Origin of the sequence: Alteromonas sp. S005 (assembly GCF_036864475.1) — a bacterium.
Lineage (GTDB): Bacteria > Pseudomonadota > Gammaproteobacteria > Enterobacterales > Alteromonadaceae > Alteromonas.
This window is the reverse complement of sequence record NZ_JAZETN010000001.1, coordinates 397571-417378: the sequence shown is the minus strand read 5'-3', so window position 1 is coordinate 417378 and position 19808 is coordinate 397571. Positions and strand designations below refer to the sequence as shown.

Sequence of the window (19808 nt, the reverse complement as noted above, 5' to 3'; positions counted from 1 at the left end):
GTATCGACATATTGTTTTTAGCATAGCATGAATATCAATCCACAAGAGTATATTCAATGGTAGACACTACCCGCACCTTCTTAATGTGTGGATGATGACTATCGCGACTAGAAATACTGAACTGCCCTTGGTTAGCGCGCTTAATTTTGCCCAACGTACTTTTTGAATCTTTGGCAAATTTTTCCGCAACCTCTCGTGCGTTGAGCGTAGCTTCTTCAATCATTTCCGGCTTTACTTCGTTTAAGCGGGTAAATACATAGTCGGGCTGAGCGCGGTAGCTTTGGTCTGATAATACAATACCAGTTTTAATTAACTCCCCAATTTGCTGCATAAGCGCTCGCACCTTTTCAACATCATTGGAAAAGACAGTAACAGTTTGAATGGCACTGTAGCGAAATGGCGCTTTTTCACTACTTCCGTATTGTTGCGCCAATTTGTCATTTATTTCAGGCTTTCCAATAGTAATGCTTTCTGCTGATATGCCCTTCTCTTCTAAAAAGTTAGCCACCTGAAGGCTATTCTTTTCGATATGTTCATACAGTTGAGGTAAGTCATTGCCCGCGTCGACAAATTGAATAGGCCAAATAACCTGATCAGCAATGTATTCTCGCTCTGACAATCCTTTTACGGTTACTACTCTATCCCACGTTTGCATATCGTTCATGGCAGAAGACACCTGAACACCAAGCAAAGACACAGCAACCACCATGCCCATCGCCATTACTATCGCCGCACCTATTTTCATTCGAATCTCCATTCTTTCTGTTTTCAACAGGATACAAGCGAATATAAGCTTTTCGGTTTCACAAAACGAGATAAAAGCTGACCAATGGTGGCAAAAAAAAGGCCACTCAAATGAGTGGCCTAAAGAGCCCCTTAAGAGGGCAACGCTTGGGTAGACGGGAGAGTTAACCTTTACGCTGTATCAGGTAATAAAATACCGGAGTTAGGATAAGTCCAAATACGGTAACACCAATCATGCCTGAGAATACTGCCACACCCATGGCCTGACGCATTTCAGAGCCGGCACCGGTTGATACCGCCATTGGCAGCACACCCATGATGAAAGCAATGGATGTCATTAGTATTGGACGAAGACGTAAGCGACTTGCTTCTTTAATGGCTGAAAGCGCGTCCATCCCCTTGTCTTGTAGCTCTTTTGCAAACTCGACAATAAGAATGGCGTTCTTCGTTGCAAGGCCAACCAGTACAATCAAACCTATTTGGGTGAAAATATTGTTGTCGCCGCCGTAAACTTGCACACCAATAAGCGCGCTCAGCAAAGTCATGGGAACAATCAATATGATTGCCAGTGGCAAACGCAGGCTTTCGTATTGCGCAGCCAGCACTAAGAACACTAAAAGCACAACTAATGGGAATACAAACGCAGATGCATTACCCGCTAATATTTGCTGATAGGTGATCTCTGTCCACTCGTAAGTCATGCCAAGTGGTAATGTTTCAGCCAGTATTTCTTCAATAGCTGCCTTCGCTTGGTCAGACGAATAGCCTGGCGCTGCTGCACCGTTTATTTCAGCGGTGACGTATCCGTTATAGTGCATTACACGGTCAGGACCAGCGCTGTGCTCAATATTCAAGAATGAGCCAAGTGGGATCATCTCACCTTGTGCATTACGCACTTTAAACTGTGTAATGTTCTCAATATCCTGACGGTATTGGGCATCAGCTTGTACATTTACTTGGTAAGTTCTACCGAACAAGTTGAAGTCGTTCACGTATAACGAACCTAAGTAGCCCTGCATGGTGGTAAACAAGGTATCGATGTTTACACCTTGGCTCACCGCTTTTTCACGGTCTACATCTACATCGAGCTGAGGTACAGCAACAGTGAAGCTGGTAAATGCATCGGTTAGCGCTGGGTGTGCCCACGCTTTGCCAATCACTTCTTGCGTTACGCGCTCAAGTTCTTCAAAGCCTAGGTTCCCTCTGTCTTCAACCTGTAAACGGAAACCACCAATCGTGCCTAACCCCATTACTGGTGGCGGCGGGAATATTGCCACAAAGGCACCTTTTATAGACCCAAAGTTCTGGTTAAGCTGTGCAGCAATCGCGCTACCAGATAGATCAGGCGTCGTTCTTTTATCAAAGTCAGTCAGCGTTGCAAACAACACGCCTGAGCTTGGACTATTGGTAAACCCGTTAATATTCAAGCCAGGGAATGCAATTGCATCTTCAACACCAGGGTGTTCCATAGCAATACGAGACATTTCACGGATCACTTCTTCAGTTCTGTCTAAGCTTGCTGCATTAGGCAGTTGAGCAAAGGCGACCAAATACTGCTTATCTTGCGGCGGAACATAGCCTGTTGGTGTATTGGCAAACTGGAAGTAAGTGAGCCCTAACAGACCCGCGTAAAGCACCATGATGATACTGCTCTTACGGATAAGCCCACCCACAGCACCAGTATAGCGCTTTGAGTTACGCTCAAAGAAACGGTTAAACGGTGAAAATACAAAGCGGCCAAACACTTTATCCATTAAACGGGTTAACCAGTCATTCGCTTTACCGTGAGGTTTCAACAGCAATGCAGATAATGCAGGGCTAAGCGTTAACGAGTTAATTGCAGAAATTACCGTAGAGATAGTAATTGTTAGCGCAAACTGCTTATAAAACTGCCCGGTAAGACCGCTCATGAAAGCAGTAGGTACGAATACCGCAGCTAGTACCAGTGTTGTGGCAATGATAGGACCGGTTACTTCTTTCATTGCCTGTACGGTGGCTTCAAACGGCGCTTTGCCTTCAGAAATATTACGCTCTACGTTTTCGACAACAACGATGGCGTCGTCCACAACAATACCGATTGCCAACACTAGACCAAACAGCGACAGTGCATTAAGCGAGAAGCCCATTAGCTGCATAAAGGCGAACGTTCCCACAAGTGAAATAGGTACTGCAACGAGTGGGATAATAGACGCACGCCATGTTTGTAAGAACAGTACAACAACAAGTACAACTAACAATACTGCTTCAAGAAGTGTACTAATAACCGCTTCAATCGAACCGCGAACAAATACGGTAGGGTCGTAGGCAATTTCGTATTCAAGGCCTTCAGGGAACGCTTTTGACAGCTCCGCCATGCGAGCGCGAACGTCATCTGAAATTTGGATTGCATTAGAACCTGGTGCTTGGAAAACCGGCACCGCTGCCGCAGGGTTATTGTTAATAAGTGAACGCAGTGCATAAAACTCTGAACCTAGTTCGATACGCGCAACGTCTTTAAGACGGGTTATTTCACCATTCTCACCCGACTTAACAATAATATTTTCAAATTCGGCTTCATCTTTTAAACGGCCGCGCACATTGATAAGCAGCTGAAATTCGCTGGTACCCGTAGGCTGTGCGCCAAGGCTACCTGCCGCCGCTTGCTGGTTTTGGTCGGCAATAGCTGCTGCCACATCGCCAGGGTTTAGCTGGAGCGCAGCCAGTTTGTTAGGATCTAACCATACTCGCATGCTGAATTCACCAGCACCGAACAGGCGCACTTGCCCTACTCCATTTATGCGAGCTAATTCGTCTTTAACAAACTGATCGGCATAGTTCGAAAGATACAGCATGTCATAACGTTTATCAGGCGACGTTAAATGTACCACCATGGTTAAATCTGGCGAGGACTTTTCGGTAACCACACCCAAGCGCTGCACTTCTTGAGGTAAACGCGGTGTAGCGCGATTCACACGGTTTTGCACCAGCGTGGTTGCTTCGTCTGGGTCTGTACCAATCGCGAAGGTAACAGTTAGCGTCATACGGCCATCACTGGTTGCCTGTGATGACATATACAGCATGTTTTCAACACCGTTAATTTCTTGTTCTAACGGCGTTGCAACTGTTTCGGCGATAACTTCTGGGTTTGCACCAGGATAATTCGCAGTTACCACCACGGTAGGCGGCACTACTTCAGGGTATTCAGTGATAGGCAGTTGCCATACGGCAATAGCACCACCGATAAAAATAAGTAGGGAAAGCACGCCCGCAAAAATCGGGCGGCTAATGAAAAACTGCGAGATATTCATTACTTAAGACCTGCTGTTGCTGCACCTGAGGTAAATGAACCACCAGATAAAACATCTTCAACCTGCGCCATGCTTTGGGTTACTTGTGTAGCGTTATCAACACGTGACTGCCAGCTAGATAAGTTTGCCAAAGCATCTTCATCACCCATAGGCACTTCGTTAGCGGCAACCTGGGCACCAGGGCGAACGCGCTGTAAGCCATCAACCACAATGGTGTCGTTTACATTCAAGCCGCTTGTGATGATGCGCATGCTGCCCACTTTGTCGCCTAGCTTAACCGCACGGTATTCCACTTTACTTTCGTCATTTACAACCAGTACGAACTTGTTATTAAGATCTGTGCCGATAGCTTTTTCTTTAATAAGAATGCCCTGTTCATCGGTGTCACCTGCCAATTTTAAGTGTGCAAATAATCCCGGAATTAAACGACCGTCTTCGTTATTAAATACGGCACGAACGCGAAGTGTGCCGGTGCTACCGTTAACCTGGTTGTCGATGAAATCAATTTGACCCCAGTGGTTATAATCAGACTCGTTAGCAAGGCGCATCGCAACTGGCTGCTCGCTCACTGCTGTTGAAGCCGCTGATTTATCAGTTAGATAGTTTAGGTAGGTCTGCTCATCAATATCGAAATACGCATATAAACGGTCGGTCGATACGATGCGAGTCAACTCTGTTTGTCCTGCAGTAACAAAGTTACCTTCAGTGATGTTTGCTCGAGAAATACGTCCAGAAATAGGTGCTTCAACACGAGCAAAGCCTCGATTTAGGCGCGCTACTTCAAGTGCGGCTTGCGTTTGATTTAAGCTAGCAAGTGCTTGATTTTTCTCAGCTAAACGGGCATCAAGAACTTCTTCAGAAACCGCCTGGGTTTTACGAAGTTTAAAAGCACGGCTATAGTTTTGCTCTGCCAACTGAACGCGACTTTTAGCTTCTTCAAGCTGTGCAGTCAATCGATCAACTTCTGCTTTAAACGTGCGGTTATCAATTAAGAATAGGGTTTGCCCTTGTTCGACATATTCGCCTTCATCAAATGCAACAAAATCAATATAGCCCGACACGCGAGGGCGAAGCGCAACAATGTGCGGAGACTCTAAACGACCTGTAAAATTATCCCACTCGGTTAAACGCTGAGACACAACCGTTGCCACATCAACAGGAACACCAGCATTTGCGCCAGCGCTCATTGATTGGCTTGGATCCTGCTCGTCACCACCGCATGCAGCGACAAGCGCAGTTAGGCTGACTATTGCCAATAGACGGGTAAAAGTTTTCATTGCAAGATTCTCTAAAAAATTAAACTAAAGTTTGATGCTGCGCATTATGCACACCCCCAAACAATAAAAATAATTATCTTTTTATATGCAACACATCACACGATGTTATATATTGAAGATCGGGCTGACAGAGACAACTACTTTTAAAAATTTAGAAGAATGGTTTCGCAGAGAAAATGAGAATAACCGCATAAAAAGCGAGAGCTTAGGGAGAACAACGGTTACAGCGATATAGTGTACCAGTGTCGCTCGTCGCATTCATTTGGAAAATAAATGCTTCTAGCTATAACCTATAACTAAACTATGTCAGTTAAATTACATAGTCAAAAACGAAGTAAACGGCAGCTTTTTTCATTGTTCGATAGATGAAAGTAGATTGTCCGCAATAGATACCGGAGACAACCATGCGTCCACATGATTTAAATTTATTGATGATTTTTGATGCCATCATGACTGAGGGTGCCATTACTCGCGCAGCCGATAGACTATCGATGACGCAACCTGCGGTCTCTAATGCATTGTCCCGCATGCGCACTGCCTGGAACGACGAACTATTTGTAAAAGACGGCCGTGGTATTCAGCCCACCTCTTTTGCAAAAAACTTGTGGAGTCAGATTCAAGGCCCGTTAGGCGAACTTGAAGTTGCCGTAAACCCGACTGACTTTAACCCCGCAACGGCAAAGCGGACTTTTCGTATTGCAGCCACAGACAGCATTGTATCTATGGTGTGGGGGCCGCTTCGCAAAGTTATTGAGAACGAAGCGCCTGGTATTAATATCCATGCTATTCCTAATTACGATATGGAAACGGATAAAATACTTAAAGATGCCGAAGCTGAACTGACCTTCTCTAAACACCAAGAGCCCGGCTCTGTAATTCGCTCTGAACATGTACTTGACCCAAGCTGGGTTGTGGTAATGCGTCCTGATCATCCACTAGCAAAATCACAATTATCGTTGGAAGACTTTGTAGCAGCAGATCACTTGCTAGTGTCAGTGACAGGCGATGTAACCGGCCCAACCGATCAGGCGCTCGCTAATTTGGGCCTCAAGCGCCGCGTTGCGATGTCAGTAAATCAGTTTTACAACGCTACCCCGCTATTAAAAGAGAGTAACCTTATTTGCGTTGCGCCCTCGCTTGTAATGGAGAGAGAGATTTTCTCAGGTGAACTAGCAGTGTTTGAAACGCCTGTAGAAATTATTAGCTCCCCTCTATCTGTAATGTGGCATAAGCGCCAGGACCAAGACGCTGGCTTGCAGTGGCTAAGAAGCTTAGTAGTTAAGTTTATTCGCGAGCGTGTACAACGTCATGAAATGCTGCTGTCTCAATGCTGTAGAAAAGCCTATTGTGCCGATACGGTTAAACGCTTTATGGACCAGCGCAATATGGACTGTGAAGAATTTACGCCAGCGCATTTGAAAATGCCCAGCAATGATGAAATGGCCGAAGAACACGACACCGTAGCGGTGGGAAAAGAAACGGCTTAATATCAGTTCGCTTAGATAACCACTCACTCAGCGAGACTTAACATGTTCGTAATCACGCTGTATTATCGCAGGTGAGGTGGTTCTAAAACATTCACAGCCCCAATAAAAAAACCGCTTCAATGAGCGGTTTTTTTGATAGTTCGAACAAAGAAGCTAATTTACTTCTTTTTCTTCGCTTTTGGGTTTGGCAGGTCAGTAATGCTTCCTTCGAAGATTTCAGACGCAAGACCAATAGACTCGTTAAGCGTTGGGTGAGCGTGGATAGTTAGCGCCACGTCTTCAGCGTCAGCACCCATTTCTAGTGCCAAGCCAATTTCACCTAGCATTTCACCGGCGTTAGTACCGACCATAGCACCACCAATTACTCGACCTGTTTCTTTATCGAAGATCATCTTGGTCATACCGTTAGTGGCATCAGAAGCAATTGCACGGCCAGATGCAGCCCATGGGAAGGTTGCAGTTTCGTAGCTTAAACCCTGCTCTTTTGCTTCTTTCTCAGTTACACCAACCCAAGCAACTTCTGGCTCAGTGTACGCTACTGAAGGAATACCACGTGGGTCAAAGTAGTGCTTCTGTCCAGCAATAACTTCTGCTGCAACGTGACCTTCGTGAACCGCTTTGTGCGCAAGCATAGGCTGACCTACTAGGTCACCAATCGCGAAGATGTGGTCAACGTTGGTACGCATTTGCTTATCAACATTGATAAAGCCACGCTCGTCTACGTTTACGCCAGCAGCGTCAGCACCCACTAGCTTACCGTTTGGCTTACGGCCAACAGCAACAAGTACTTTGTCGTAACGTACTTGCTCGGATGGCGCGTTTTTACCTTCAAACGTCACGTATAAACCATCATCTTTTGCTTCAACCGCAGTTACTTTGGTTTCAAGCATGATGTTGAATTTTTCTTTGTAGTCTTTCATGAATACTTTCATGATGTCTTTGTCAGCAGCTGGAATAAGCTGGTCTAAGAATTCTACTACATCGATTTTTGAGCCAAGTGCTTCATACACTGTACCCATTTCTAGGCCGATGATACCACCACCTAGTACTAGCATTTTCTCTGGAATGTCTTTCATTTCCAAAGCACCAGTAGAGTCGATTACACGATCATCTTCCGGGATAAACGGTAGGCTTACTGGCTCAGAACCCGCAGCAATAATCGCTTTCTCGAAAGTAATAGTAGTAACGTCGTCACCATTTTTTACTTCTAGGGTGTTTGCGCCTGTAAATTTACCGAAACCTTGTACATGCTTGGTTTTACGCATTTTAGACATACCGCTAAGGCCATTTGTTAATTGCTTAACAACGCCGTCTTTGTATTCGCGGATTTTATCTAAATCGATGGTAGGCTCGCCAAACGATACACCGTGGCTAGCAAGGTGCTTCGCTTCTTTCATCACTTTAGCAACGTGAAGAAGGGCTTTTGAAGGGATACAGCCAACGTTTAGACAAACACCACCAAGCGTGTCGCGTGAGTCTACGATAACTGTTTCAATACCTAAGTCAGCCGCACGGAATGCTGCTGAATAACCGCCAGGGCCGCCGCCCAGTACCACCAATTGCGTTTTAATTTCGCTCATTGTGAACCTCAATCCTGTTCTTGTAGGGTCATGCTATTACTTTTGTGTAATAGCATAACCTAAATGCCACCAAATGGGCTTATAAAATCGTCGAAAATGTTACTGATATTGTAAACTTTTTCGACCTTTTATTTAAAGTATGATTCTGCGCAAGTCAGTTAGGTTTGCAGCAACCTCAGTAGAGAATCTTGCACCTACCGCACCATCGATTACTCGGTGGTCGTATGACAGGCTTAGCGGCACCATTAAGCGCGGCTCAAACTCTTTACCATTCCACTTAGGCTTCATCTCAGACTTAGACACACCTAATATGGCGACTTCTGGTGCATTTACAATAGGCGTAAACGCCGTACCGCCAATACCACCTAGGCTAGAGATTGTGAATGTACCACCTTGCATGTCAGCCGCTTTAAGCTTGCCTTCACGGGCTTTCTTAGATGTTTCGATAAGCTCGCGAGAAAGCTCTTCAATACCTTTTTTATTCACATCGCGAATAACAGGTACAACAAGGCCACCCGGTGTTTCAACCGCGATACCAATGTTGATGAACTTCTTGATGATTAAGCTCTCGCCGTCGTCAGACAGTGATGAGTTGAATACTTCGTACTTCTCAAGGGCTTTCGCTACCGCTTTCATTACGAATACGAGTGGCGTAATTTTAAGGCCAGACTTAATCTTCGCGTGGTAAGCGTTTTGCTCTTTACGGAAGTATTCCACTTCAGTGATATCGGCTTCGTCGAACTGTGTAACGTGCGGGATAGTCGCCCAGTTACGGTGTAGGAACGGTCCAGAGATCTTCTGAATACGAGAAAGCTTCTGTTCTTCAATCTCACCAAACTTGCTGTGATCAACAGGTTTAACTGGCACGATTTGAAGCACATTGTCGCCCACAGGCGCACTGCCTGAAGCTGCCGCTGTGCGAGGTTTCGCAAGCTCAGCTTTCACATAGGCTTGAACGTCTTCTTTCAAGATACGGTTTTTAGGGCCAGAGCCGTTAACTTGAGTCAGGTCTACACCAAACTCACGCGCAATACGGCGAACCGAAGGCGACGCATGTGCTTTACCTGTATTCTTGGCTTCAGGCGCTGCAGGCACAGGAGAACGGCCTTGAGAGGCTTCTTGCTGTGACGCTTGTTTAGGTGCTTCTTGCTTAGGTGCTTCAGCAGGCTTTTCTGCTTTAGGTGCAGATGGTGCCTGTTCAGATGAGCCACCGCTAGTTTCTAGCTTAACAACTAATGTGCCTTGCTTAACTTTATCGCCTGTTTTGATAAAGACTTCTTTAATGGTACCTGCGTGCGTTGAAGGTACATCCATGGTGGCTTTATCAGTTTCTAGCGTGATAAGACCGTCTTCTTTTTCAACGGTATCGCCAGCTGATACAAGCACATCGATAACGTCAACTTCACCGTCTTCACCAATGTCAGGCACGGCTACTTCAATGGTTTCGCTACTTGCAGACGCCGCAGGAGCTGACTCTTGCTTTTCGCTTTCCTGCGCAGCCGGTGCAGATGCTTCAGAAGAAGCATCGCTAGTAGCCGAATCACTTGAAGACGAGCCTGAGCCCGCTACTTCAAGCTTAATAACAACTGTGCCTTCTTTCACTTTATCGCCAGTGCTGATGAATACTTCTTTCACCGTTCCTGCGTGTGTTGAAGGTACGTCCATCGTTGCTTTATCGGTTTCAAGCGTAATTAGCCCATCTTCTTTTTCGATGGTATCGCCTGCTGAAACCAATACGTCGATTACGTCAACTTCGTCGTCAGAACCGATATCCGGTACGGCAACTTCAATCACTTCGCTGCCGCCAGACGCAGCTGGTGCTGTTTCTGACTTGCTTTCGTCTTTTGGTGCTTCTTCTTGCTTAGGCGCGTCTTCTTGTGAAGCGTCGTCTGAAGATGATTCTTCAGCGGTGCTATCATCAGAACTGTCGCCACCTGCAGCCTTCATTTCACCAATCACATCGCCTTCTTTGATTTTATCGCCTACTGATACAGACAAGCTTACAATCTCACCTTCAAACGGTGCTGGGATGTCCATTGACGCCTTGTCACTTTCAACAGTAACAACGCCTTCATCAGCCTCAATGTTGTCGCCTACGGCAACACATAGCTCGATAACTTCAACTTCGTCACCGCCTACGTCGGGTACGATAATCTTTTGAATATCTGACATATGTAAAATACCTTATCTGGCTTACGCGTAAAGTGGGTTAAGTTTTTCAGCGTTTATATCAAAACGCTTAATGGCTTCTGCTACCACTTTCTTCTCAACGTCACCGCGCTGAGCCAATTCGTAAAGTGATGCCACCACAATGTATGACGCATTAACTTCAAAGTGAGTACGCAAGTTTTCACGGCTATCGCTTCGACCAAAACCGTCTGTACCTAGGCAGCGGTATTCAGTTTCAATGAACGCGCGTACTTGGTCTGAGTAGTTCTTCACATAGTCGGTGGCAGAAATCGCAGGACCTGCGTCTTTCGTAATAACCTGACCAATGTAAGGTACTTTCTGCTCAGCTTCAGGGTTAAGCATGTTGTAACGAGCTACGTCTTGCCCTTCACGCGCTAGCTCGTTGAACGAGGTCACAGAGTAAACGTCTGAAGATACGTTGTAGTCTTCACACAGAATCTGTGCCGCTTTACGTACTTCGTTCAAGATAGTACCCGAGCCCATTAGCTGTACGTTAAGCTTAGACTTGTCGTTTTCAACGCGCTCAAGCTTATAAATACCTTTAATAATTTGCTCAGCAACATCATCACCTTCTGGCATTGCAGGGTGCTGATAGTTCTCGTTCATCAACGTTAGGTAATAGAAGATGTTCTCGTTGTTACCATACATGCGACGTAGACCGTCTTGAACGATAACAGCAACTTCATAACCGTACGTTGGGTCGTAAGTAATACAGTTAGGGATTAGGTTCGCCTGAACGTGTGAGTGACCGTCCTGGTGCTGTAGACCTTCACCGTTAAGCGTGGTTCTACCCGCAGTTGCGCCTAATAGGAAACCACGTGCTTGGCTATCGCCTGCTGCCCATGCCAAGTCACCAACACGTTGGAAACCAAACATTGAGTAGTAAATGTAGAACGGAATAGTGGTAGCGTTACACGTTGAGTAAGACGTACCCGACGCAACCCACGATGCCATTGCACCTAACTCGTTGATACCTTCTTGTAATACCTGACCTTTCTTATCTTCGCGATAGTAAGCCACTTGATCGGCATCTTGAGGTACGTATTTCTGGCCTTCATTAGCGTAAATACCTACCTGACGGAATAAGCCTTCCATACCGAATGTACGGGCTTCATCAGGAATAATTGGCACAATACGCTTACCAATTTTCTTATCTTTCAATAGCGCGTTAAGTACACGTACAAACGTCATGGTTGACGATACTTGACGGTCACCTGAACCTTTTAAGATAGCGTCGAATGCACTTAGCTCAGGAATTTCAAGCTGCTCTTCAGCCTGTTCACGGCGAGAAGGCAAGTAACCGCCTAGTGCTTCACGACGTGCACGAAGGTACTTCATTTCTTCGCTGTCTTCGTCGAACTTGAAGTATGGCAGGTCAGCAATTTTCTCGTCTGCTACAGGAATATTGAAACGATCGCGGAACGCTTTGATTGAATCAACGTCCATTTTCTTAACGTTATGCGCTACGTTTTGCGCTTCACCTGAAGAACCTAAACCGAAACCTTTAACCGTTTTAGCAAGGATTACCGTTGGACGACCTTTCGTATCAATAGCTTTTTGGTAAGCCGCAAATACTTTAACTGGATCGTGACCACCACGGTTCAAGCGCCAGATGTCGTCGTCAGACATGTTCGCTACAAGTGCCGCTGTTTCAGGATACTTGTTAAAGAAGTTCTCACGGGTGTACTTGCCGCCTTTGGCTTTACAGTTCTGGTATTCGCCATCTACCGTTTCACCCATAAGCTGAATTAGCTTGCCAGATTTATCGCGAGCCAGTAGCTCATCCCAGTAGCTACCCCAAATAACTTTCACTACTTCCCAGCCAGCGCCGCGGAACGTACCTTCAAGTTCTTGGATAATTTTGCCGTTACCACGTACCGGGCCGTCTAGGCGCTGTAGATTACAGTTGATAACAAACGTTAGGTTGTCTAGGCCTTCGCGAGACGCAAGACCAATTGCGCCCAAGCTCTCTGGCTCATCACACTCACCATCACCCATGTAGCAGTATACGCGCTGACCTGAACAGTCTTTAATACCACGGTTAGTTAGGTACTTAAGGAAGCGTGCTGTATAGATAGCTTGAAGTGGACCAAGACCCATAGATACGGTTGGGAATTGCCAGTAGTCTTTCATCAAGTGAGGGTGTGGATAAGATGACAGACCATCGCCAGCACACTCTTGACGGAAGTTGTTTAACTGCTCTTCAGTTAAGTTGCCTTCCATATACGAGCGCGCATAAATACCTGGAGAAATATGGCCCTGTGCGAAAATAAAGTCGCCGCCTTGATTCTCGTTAGGCGCTTTGAAGAAGTGGTTAAAGCCAACATCGTAAAGCATAGCCGATGATGCGAAGCTACCAATGTGGCCACCAAGCTCTAGGTCTTTTTTCGATGCACGCAATACAATCATCAATGCGTTCCAACGAATAGCGGCACGGATGCGCGCTTCGATGGTCAAGTCGCCAGGCATTTTTGGCTCTTGCGCTGCTGGGATAGTATTGATGTAGGCAGTAGTTGCGTCATACGGTAAATGCGCTCCGCTGCGACGTGCTTTATCAATAAGTTTTTCGAGTAAATAATGGGCGCGTTCTACGCCTTCCTCTTCTAAAACCGACTCAAGCGCATCAATCCACTCTTTAGTTTCTTGAGGATCTACATCTTGGTGCATCATATCAGACATGGTGCCATCCTATTTTTTGCTTATATAGAAAATCCTCCCTAAGCATTGCCTCTATCTTAAAGGCGCTAAAAGAAGGAAAACTAAATTACGTTGTACTCACAGTGACCCAATCTGGCTCACCTGCTTTTGCAGTGGCACAGGAAAAAACCTGACCGGCCTCTGCGAATGAATAGCTATCTAGCCCTTACCTTACAAAAGGTCAGACTAGTAACTAAATCTCTAATCGTCGCAATGCGCGCTGTACGCGGGTATCGCGTTGATTAATGGTTAATAGCGTTTTTTCAATAAACGCCAAATGCGTATTACATGCCTGACGCGCAGCTTCAGGGTCGCGAGAAGCAATGGCTTCTACAATTTCACGACGCTGCTTAGCAATGTCTTCCACCGCTTCAGGGTGCGTTGCCAGCATGTCAAAGTTTCGTTCGATATTGTCCACCAGCATGCTTTGCATGGTGCTCATTACGTGCAACAACACCATATTGTGTGATGCTCTTGCCATAATGATATAAAACTGTCCTAGCGCCTCAGCTTGGGCACGCTTGCTTTCGTGCGCTTTCGGCGTAGGTACGTCGTTCAATGCTTGCTTCAATGCTTCATAGTCTTCAGGTTGACCACGAAGTGCCGCGTAATAGGCCGCCATGCCTTCGAGGGCGTGACGAAATTCAAGCAAATCGAATTGAGTCTCAGGGCGCTGGCTTACAAGGTCCATAAGCGGGTCTTTCATGGCTGAATTCAAGTTGCGGTTAACAAATGTACCGCCGCCCTGCTTACGCTCTACCAGACCGCGCGCTTGCAAATTACCAATAGCTTCCCTTAAGGATGGACGCGACACATCAAACTGAAGCGCAAGTTCTCTTTCTGGCGGTAACTTTTGCCCAGCCAATAATGTACCGTCGAGTATCATTGACTCGAGTTGCTCGGTAATTACATCAGAGAGTTTTTTTCGCTGCTGACGCATGCGCTAAACGTATCCTTTTATTTAAACCATGCTCTTGTAACGATAATGGAGCTATAAGAGCCGTGAATGTGAAGAATAATCAGGAAAAATTTAAACACAAACACAATTGGTAATACCATTTTACCTATCTAGTTTAAGGCAGATCGATTTCGAGGTAAATACTCCCAAGCATAGCAAAGCCTACATGATTTGCTGGGTGTTAAGCTTTATTATTGAATTTGTTAAGAAAAGTATTTTTTAATGAACTGGTCTGATGAGAGATGTGCGGGAGAAATATCTAAGCAAAGCGTCTGATCTACATACAATTAATAAATAGACCAAACGCCTTTTTAAGCCAAGTAGACTAGTAAATGTTAAAAATAATGATTATGCCAGACTGCCTACAAGGGTTAGCGCTGCCGTTATTACAAGTAGAAAAATAACATTACGTTTTGCTAACTTTACAAGCACCTTTGGTTCAACTGCTGCATTATCAGACTGTAACAGCTGTTCCTCTGGTGTTAACACCTCTGCCTTCGAGGATATTTGCGTAAGTACATCGTATGCAGGTACATCGAACTGAAGCGCATGTTTCAGCCATTCGGGTAACGCTCTTGAGAAGTGTCCCATCATTAGCATGCCGAAGGCAGTAACGCGAACTGGAATGTAGTCAAGGGCAAACATCATTCTACCTGCTGCCCCCCTCAAAGGATGATTAGCGCCACACAAAGCCTCAGTAGTACTTCTACTTAGGCTGTAAAACACTGCGCCTGGGGCGCCGAATGCAATAAACCACAGCATAACTGCAGCGTAGTGCTGGTAGTTAAGCCAAGTAAGATGTTGACCAAAGCTTTTCCCTTCCGCACCTGCGCTTCCATCACTATCCGTTTGACTTTCACAGTGCCCTAATTGGTCTGTATACATACTGCACGCCTGGAGGTCGCCTCTGTCGGCAGCATTCAGGAAGTTTTTATAAATACCCCTTAATACCGGACAGCCAATGCATATAAACAAGACTAAACTTTGCTCAATAAAAGTAAGGAATGCGCCGAGCAACCAGTACTCGATAGCACCTAGCACGAGTGCGGGAAGTAAAAGGTAGAAATAAAGCGCAGTAGACGATGCCTTCTTACCCTCTCTTTCCTCATCTGTTTCTTGGAATTTGATTAAACTTTTATCTTGAAGAAAAGCTCGATATTGAGCGGCATATCTTTCAATATGCCAGTTAGGTGTTTTCGTTATCAGTCGCTCAAGACTGAGAACTAATAAGAGGCTCATTAACATCATAGGTATTGCGTTCCCTTTTTTCTTGGCGACCTGGATTAATCGGTCTTCTTAAACCCAGTAACGCGCATTCTGTATCTTGCCCAATCAAAAGCAACACCAGGGTCGGTTTTTCGCCCCGGCGCAATATCATTATGACCTACGATACGCCCTAAAGTGATCCGAGGATAGTGTCGTGTAATAAAATCAGTGAGTTCGCCGAGAGCCTGATACTGCGCATCGGTAAAAGGCAGCGTATCAGTGCCTTCCAATTCAATGCCGATTGCATAATCGTTACAGCGACTGCGGCCTTGAAATGAAGACAGGCCCGCGTGCCATGCCCGCTGATCAAAAGGTACAAATTGTTCTATTTCACCCGTTCGATAAATTACACAATGTGCTGAGACCCGCAAACCAGCTATTTCTTTGTAGAAAGGGTGATCATCTGAATTGAGTGTGCCGGTAAACAATTGTCGTATACCCGGCGTACCAAATTGTGAAGGCGGCAAAGAAATATTGTGAATCACCAATAGACTGACATCGGTATCGTCAGGACGAGCATCATAATGTGGACTTTGGGTGTACTTCGCTTTGTTATAAAGCACCATAGTATTTGCTTCGGTAATTGATTTTCTATTTTATAGCCTACATTGTATAGGTTTATAAGTGTATAGGGCCGCAAGCGCAATGTGGCGTTGCTAGCTCGATATTTTCTGCCACTGCTTTAATCGGCAGCTTTCACAAAAGCGTAATTGGAAAACAGTGCACCGCTGTTATGCATAAGGCAATTATTAATAAGGTAAAAACATGAATGAACAACAAGACCCGACAACATCAGCGGGCAAATGGATGGTTGCCCTTGCATGGATTTGCGGATTCGGTTTACTTGTTTTTGTCTTCTCTGACTTACTTGAAAAACAAATAAATCCGAACAGCGAGCCCACGTCAGAACGCATTGGTTCACAAACCGAGGTACGCCTTAAACAAAATCGCCAAGGCCATTATGTAACAACTGGCTATATCAATGGTGAGGAAGTGGTATTTCTTGTTGATACAGGGGCGACAGATGTAGCGGTCCCCGCACATTTAGCCAACAGGCTTCAACTAAAAGCCGGGCGAGAAGGTTTAGCCAGCACTGCCAATGGCGTAGTGAGGGTTGCCGAGTCAACGATTGATACCTTGCGCATTGGCGAAATAGTAGTGCGTAATGTAGACGCAAACTTGAACCCCGGTATGCAAGATGACCATATACTGCTTGGAATGAGTGTTCTTCGCCAATTAGAGTTTACTCAGCGCGGAGATTGGTTAATATTGCGTACCCTCTAAATACATAGATAGCATAGATTAAAGCGATGAAAATGACATCACCAGATATGCAAGCGATCCGAGAGCAAGTATCAAATGCGCTTGTTGAAGATCTAGGCGGCGAATTAAATGCTGCAAACGACATTACCGCAAACCTGATAGATGAAAGTGTTAACGCACAGGCCACTATTATTACTCGCGAGCCCTGTGTAGTTTGCGGCATAGCTTGGGCCAATCAAGCATTTGCGCTTATTGACGAGTCAGTATCGCTAACTTGGCATGTAAAAGATGGCGACAAGGTTGAGGCTGACACGGTGTTAGTGAGTTTGGAAGGCTCTGCTCGCGCGATATTGACGGCAGAACGTACGGCACTTAATTTCCTACAAACTCTGTCAGCAACCGCAACTATTACTGCCTTTTACGCTAAGTTTTTAAATGGCTCCAACACTAAAATTCTAGACACCCGCAAAACCTTGCCCGGCCTGCGCTATGCGCAAAAATACGCGGTACGTTGCGGGGGAGGTCAGAATCACCGCGTTGGTTTATTCGATGCGTTTCTAATAAAAGAAAACCACATATTTTCTTGTGGAAATATAGAAAAAGCGATAAGCCGCGCAAAGTCCATGATGCCAGGCAAACCTGTTGAAGTAGAGGTAGAGAATCTAGCTGAATTTGAGCAGGCTCTTTCAGCGGGTGCCGACATTGTCATGCTGGATAATTTTTCTAACGAACAGATCCAACAGGCAGTAGCGCTTAACAAAGGCCAATGTAAACTGGAAGTATCAGGGAACATTACTGATGAACGACTGGCATCACTTGCTCAACTAGGTGTAGATTACATTTCATCTGGCGCCTTAACTAAGCATGTTCAGGCAATTGATTTGTCGCTGCGAATTACTCTGTCGTAATAGAGTAATTATTAGAGTCATTGTAGACAGCTAATTCGGAGTCAACACCTTAGTTGGCCGCGAAGCAAAAAGCGTGAGCTGTGGTATCACTAAAGATACTAAAGCTCACGAATATCCCCAGTTATTTCTCGTCATGTTTTTCTGTGTATAGATAGCTATACGTAGATAAGTCATTAACTTTTATACGAAAGTACAAGTGCCCACGCCTGCCATGGCGCAGCAAACCATGGCATACTGCAAAAGCTAGACATACGTATATTTGCCTATACTTGTCAGTGACAAATAAAATTCTATACTGAGTATCAAGTACCAGGGGCGTTAACAAGGACGACTCGGGTATAAACGTCAATTTGAATTAGATTTTAAACTTTACGTGTTATACACGTCCCGGAGAAAAACCATGATGAACATGAATTCTAAAAACCAAAAAGGTTTCACCCTAATCGAGCTAATGATTGTTGTAGCAATCATCGGTATTCTTGCAGCAATCGCATTGCCTGCTTATCAGAACTACACGCAGAAAGCGAAGTTTACGGAAGTGACTAATGCTACTGCTGCTGCGAAGACTGCAGTTGAGATTTGTGCGCAGACCCTTGGTACTTTGGAAGGATGCTCTGGCGGTGCTAACGGTATTCCAGCAGACATCGCAGCTGACGGTGACGGAGTTACTGATAATACCGTTCTTATAACTACTGAAGATGGCGACATTACTGCTACTTCATCAGTTAACTCTGGTCTTGACGGAGCTACTTATACCTTAGATGCAACAATGGAAGGCAACCGTGTAGTTTGGAATGCATCGTGCGACCCAGCAACCATCTGCTAGAAGATTTCTATTCCGAAAGGCCCGGTTTTACTGGGCTTTTTTTGTTTTAATCAACAGAAGGTTCTGGGTATGGCAAAGGCAGCGACAGTATTCACTTGGCAAGGGAAAGATCGCCATGGCCAAGCTCGAAAAGGAGAAATTTCTGCAACCTCACTCTCAGAAGCCAAAAACCTTCTCCGTCGACAAGGCATTTCTGCAAATAAAGTTAAAAAGCTCGCTAAACCTTTGTTCGGCGGTGCACAAAAGATAAAACCTGCCGATATTTCTGTCATTTCTCGTCAAATCGCCACTATGCTCGCAGCAGGCGTTACTCTTATCCAATCTTTAGAAATGATAGCACAAGGCCATGCAAACTCGTCAATGCGCAAACTGCTTGGCGAAATAACCGAAGAAGTGAAGTCGGGTAATCCACTTTCTTCAGCACTCAGAAAACACCCCCTTTATTTTGACGACTTGTATTGTGACCTAGTTTATACTGGCGAGCAGTCGGGTGCCCTTGAAACCATTTACGACCGAATCGCCACCTATAAAGAAAAGGCTGAAGCACTAAAATCAAAGATCAAAAAAGCGATGTTTTACCCTATCGCCGTTTTGGTTGTTGCTTTTATTGTTACGACTATTCTTCTTATTTTCGTTGTGCCCCAGTTTGAAGAAATCTTTAGCAGCTTTGGCGCTGAGTTGCCAGCATTTACACAGTTGGTTCTGGCTATTTCCCGGTTTGTGCAGGACTACGGTATTTTTATCGCCATGGGTGTTGCTGCCGCCGGCTTTATGTTTGTGCGCGCACACAGACGCAGCCAGAAGCTGCGCGATAGCGTAGACCGCAATATTTTAAAAATTCCGGTTATTGGTGAAATACTTAAAAAAGCCAGTATTGCCCGCTTTACCCGTACCCTTGCAACTACCTTCGCGGCAGGCGTCCCGCTTATCGGCGCGCTAGAGTCCGCAGCAGGAGCCTCCGGTAACGCGGTTTACCGCGAAGCGATCTTGTATATACGAAAAGAAGTGGCGGGCGGTATGCCTATGCACGTGGCCATGCGAGCGACACAAGTATTCCCCGACATGGTAACCCAAATGATTGCCATTGGTGAGGAATCGGGTGCCGTTGACGAAATGCTGAGCAAAATAGCTACAATTTATGAAGCTGAAGTTGATGATATGGTAGACGGGTTAACCAGCTTGCTTGAACCTATGATCATGGCCGTACTAGGCGTAGTTATCGGCGGCTTAATTGTGGCTATGTACCTGCCTATATTCCAAATGGGTAACGTGGTATAACTTGTATATATTGCTAGCTTCGTGATTATTAGTTTTACGATTCCGAG

At 45.4% G+C, this 19808-nt stretch carries 14 protein-coding genes; 5 read left to right on the top strand and 9 right to left on the bottom strand.

Features of this window, described 5'->3' with window-relative positions:
• Positions 1 to 34: 34 nt before the first annotated feature.
• The 3 genes from V7R55_RS01740 to V7R55_RS01730 all read right to left on the bottom strand — a co-directional run bounded on the left by V7R55_RS01740 (position 35) and on the right by V7R55_RS01730 (position 5308).
• A complete protein-coding gene (locus tag V7R55_RS01740) occupies positions 35 to 745 on the bottom strand; it encodes an SIMPL domain-containing protein (RefSeq protein WP_334056794.1) in 711 nt (236 codons plus the stop codon).
• A 163-nt stretch (positions 746 to 908) separates the two neighbouring features.
• Entirely contained in the window at positions 909 to 4031 is a 3123-nt protein-coding gene (locus V7R55_RS01735) for an efflux RND transporter permease subunit (protein WP_334056792.1), read from the bottom strand.
• Positions 4031 to 5308 carry an efflux RND transporter periplasmic adaptor subunit gene (locus V7R55_RS01730; RefSeq protein ID WP_334056789.1) on the bottom strand — a complete coding sequence of 426 codons (1278 nt, stop codon included), beginning with the start codon at positions 5306 to 5308 and terminating at the stop codon, positions 4031 to 4033. The genes V7R55_RS01735 and V7R55_RS01730 overlap by 1 nt, the downstream gene beginning before the upstream one ends.
• Before the next feature lie 404 nt (positions 5309 to 5712).
• On the opposite strand from V7R55_RS01730, the gene V7R55_RS01725 reads away from it, so the two are divergent.
• Positions 5713 to 6795 carry a LysR family transcriptional regulator gene (locus tag V7R55_RS01725; protein WP_334056787.1) on the top strand — a complete coding sequence of 361 codons (1083 nt, stop codon included), beginning with the start codon at positions 5713 to 5715 and terminating at the stop codon, positions 6793 to 6795.
• Between the two features lie 158 nt (positions 6796 to 6953).
• Here the strand turns inward: V7R55_RS01725 and lpdA are convergent, their stop codons facing one another.
• From lpdA to ampD, 6 genes are all read right to left on the bottom strand, one after another.
• Positions 6954 to 8375: a dihydrolipoyl dehydrogenase gene (lpdA, locus tag V7R55_RS01720; RefSeq protein WP_105929621.1), complete on the bottom strand. Its 1422-nt coding sequence runs from the start codon at positions 8373 to 8375 to the stop codon at positions 6954 to 6956.
• Between the two features lie 132 nt (positions 8376 to 8507).
• Positions 8508 to 10547 carry a pyruvate dehydrogenase complex dihydrolipoyllysine-residue acetyltransferase gene (aceF, locus tag V7R55_RS01715; RefSeq protein ID WP_334056785.1) on the bottom strand — a complete coding sequence of 680 codons (2040 nt, stop codon included), beginning with the start codon at positions 10545 to 10547 and terminating at the stop codon, positions 8508 to 8510.
• 21 nt (positions 10548 to 10568) lie between these two features.
• Complete coding sequence (gene aceE, locus V7R55_RS01710) at positions 10569 to 13244, bottom strand: pyruvate dehydrogenase (acetyl-transferring), homodimeric type (RefSeq protein ID WP_334056783.1); 2676 nt, start codon at positions 13242 to 13244, stop codon at positions 10569 to 10571.
• A gap of 211 nt (positions 13245 to 13455) precedes the next feature.
• Positions 13456 to 14202, bottom strand: coding sequence for a pyruvate dehydrogenase complex transcriptional repressor PdhR (gene pdhR, locus V7R55_RS01705; RefSeq protein ID WP_334056781.1), 747 nt, complete (start codon positions 14200 to 14202; stop codon positions 13456 to 13458).
• 366 nt (positions 14203 to 14568) lie between these two features.
• Positions 14569 to 15468 carry a beta-lactamase regulator AmpE gene (gene ampE / locus V7R55_RS01700; RefSeq protein WP_334056780.1) on the bottom strand — a complete coding sequence of 300 codons (900 nt, stop codon included), beginning with the start codon at positions 15466 to 15468 and terminating at the stop codon, positions 14569 to 14571.
• A gap of 35 nt (positions 15469 to 15503) precedes the next feature.
• Complete coding sequence (gene ampD, locus V7R55_RS01695) at positions 15504 to 16052, bottom strand: 1,6-anhydro-N-acetylmuramyl-L-alanine amidase AmpD (RefSeq protein ID WP_334056779.1); 549 nt, start codon at positions 16050 to 16052, stop codon at positions 15504 to 15506.
• A 199-nt stretch (positions 16053 to 16251) separates the two neighbouring features.
• Here ampD and V7R55_RS01690 point away from each other — a divergent pair, with 199 nt between their 5' ends.
• The 4 genes from V7R55_RS01690 to V7R55_RS01675 all read left to right on the top strand — a co-directional run bounded on the left by V7R55_RS01690 (position 16252) and on the right by V7R55_RS01675 (position 19761).
• Positions 16252 to 16770, top strand: coding sequence for a retropepsin-like aspartic protease family protein (locus V7R55_RS01690; protein ID WP_334056778.1), 519 nt, complete (start codon positions 16252 to 16254; stop codon positions 16768 to 16770).
• 32 nt (positions 16771 to 16802) lie between these two features.
• A complete protein-coding gene (gene nadC / locus V7R55_RS01685; protein ID WP_334056776.1) occupies positions 16803 to 17657 on the top strand; it encodes a carboxylating nicotinate-nucleotide diphosphorylase in 855 nt (284 codons plus the stop codon).
• 400 nt (positions 17658 to 18057) lie between these two features.
• Complete coding sequence (locus V7R55_RS01680; RefSeq protein WP_334056774.1) at positions 18058 to 18483, top strand: pilin; 426 nt, start codon at positions 18058 to 18060, stop codon at positions 18481 to 18483.
• A 69-nt stretch (positions 18484 to 18552) separates the two neighbouring features.
• Positions 18553 to 19761, top strand: a complete 1209-nt coding sequence (locus V7R55_RS01675) for a type II secretion system F family protein (protein WP_334056772.1) — start codon at positions 18553 to 18555, stop codon at positions 19759 to 19761.
• Positions 19762 to 19808 lie beyond the last annotated feature (47 nt).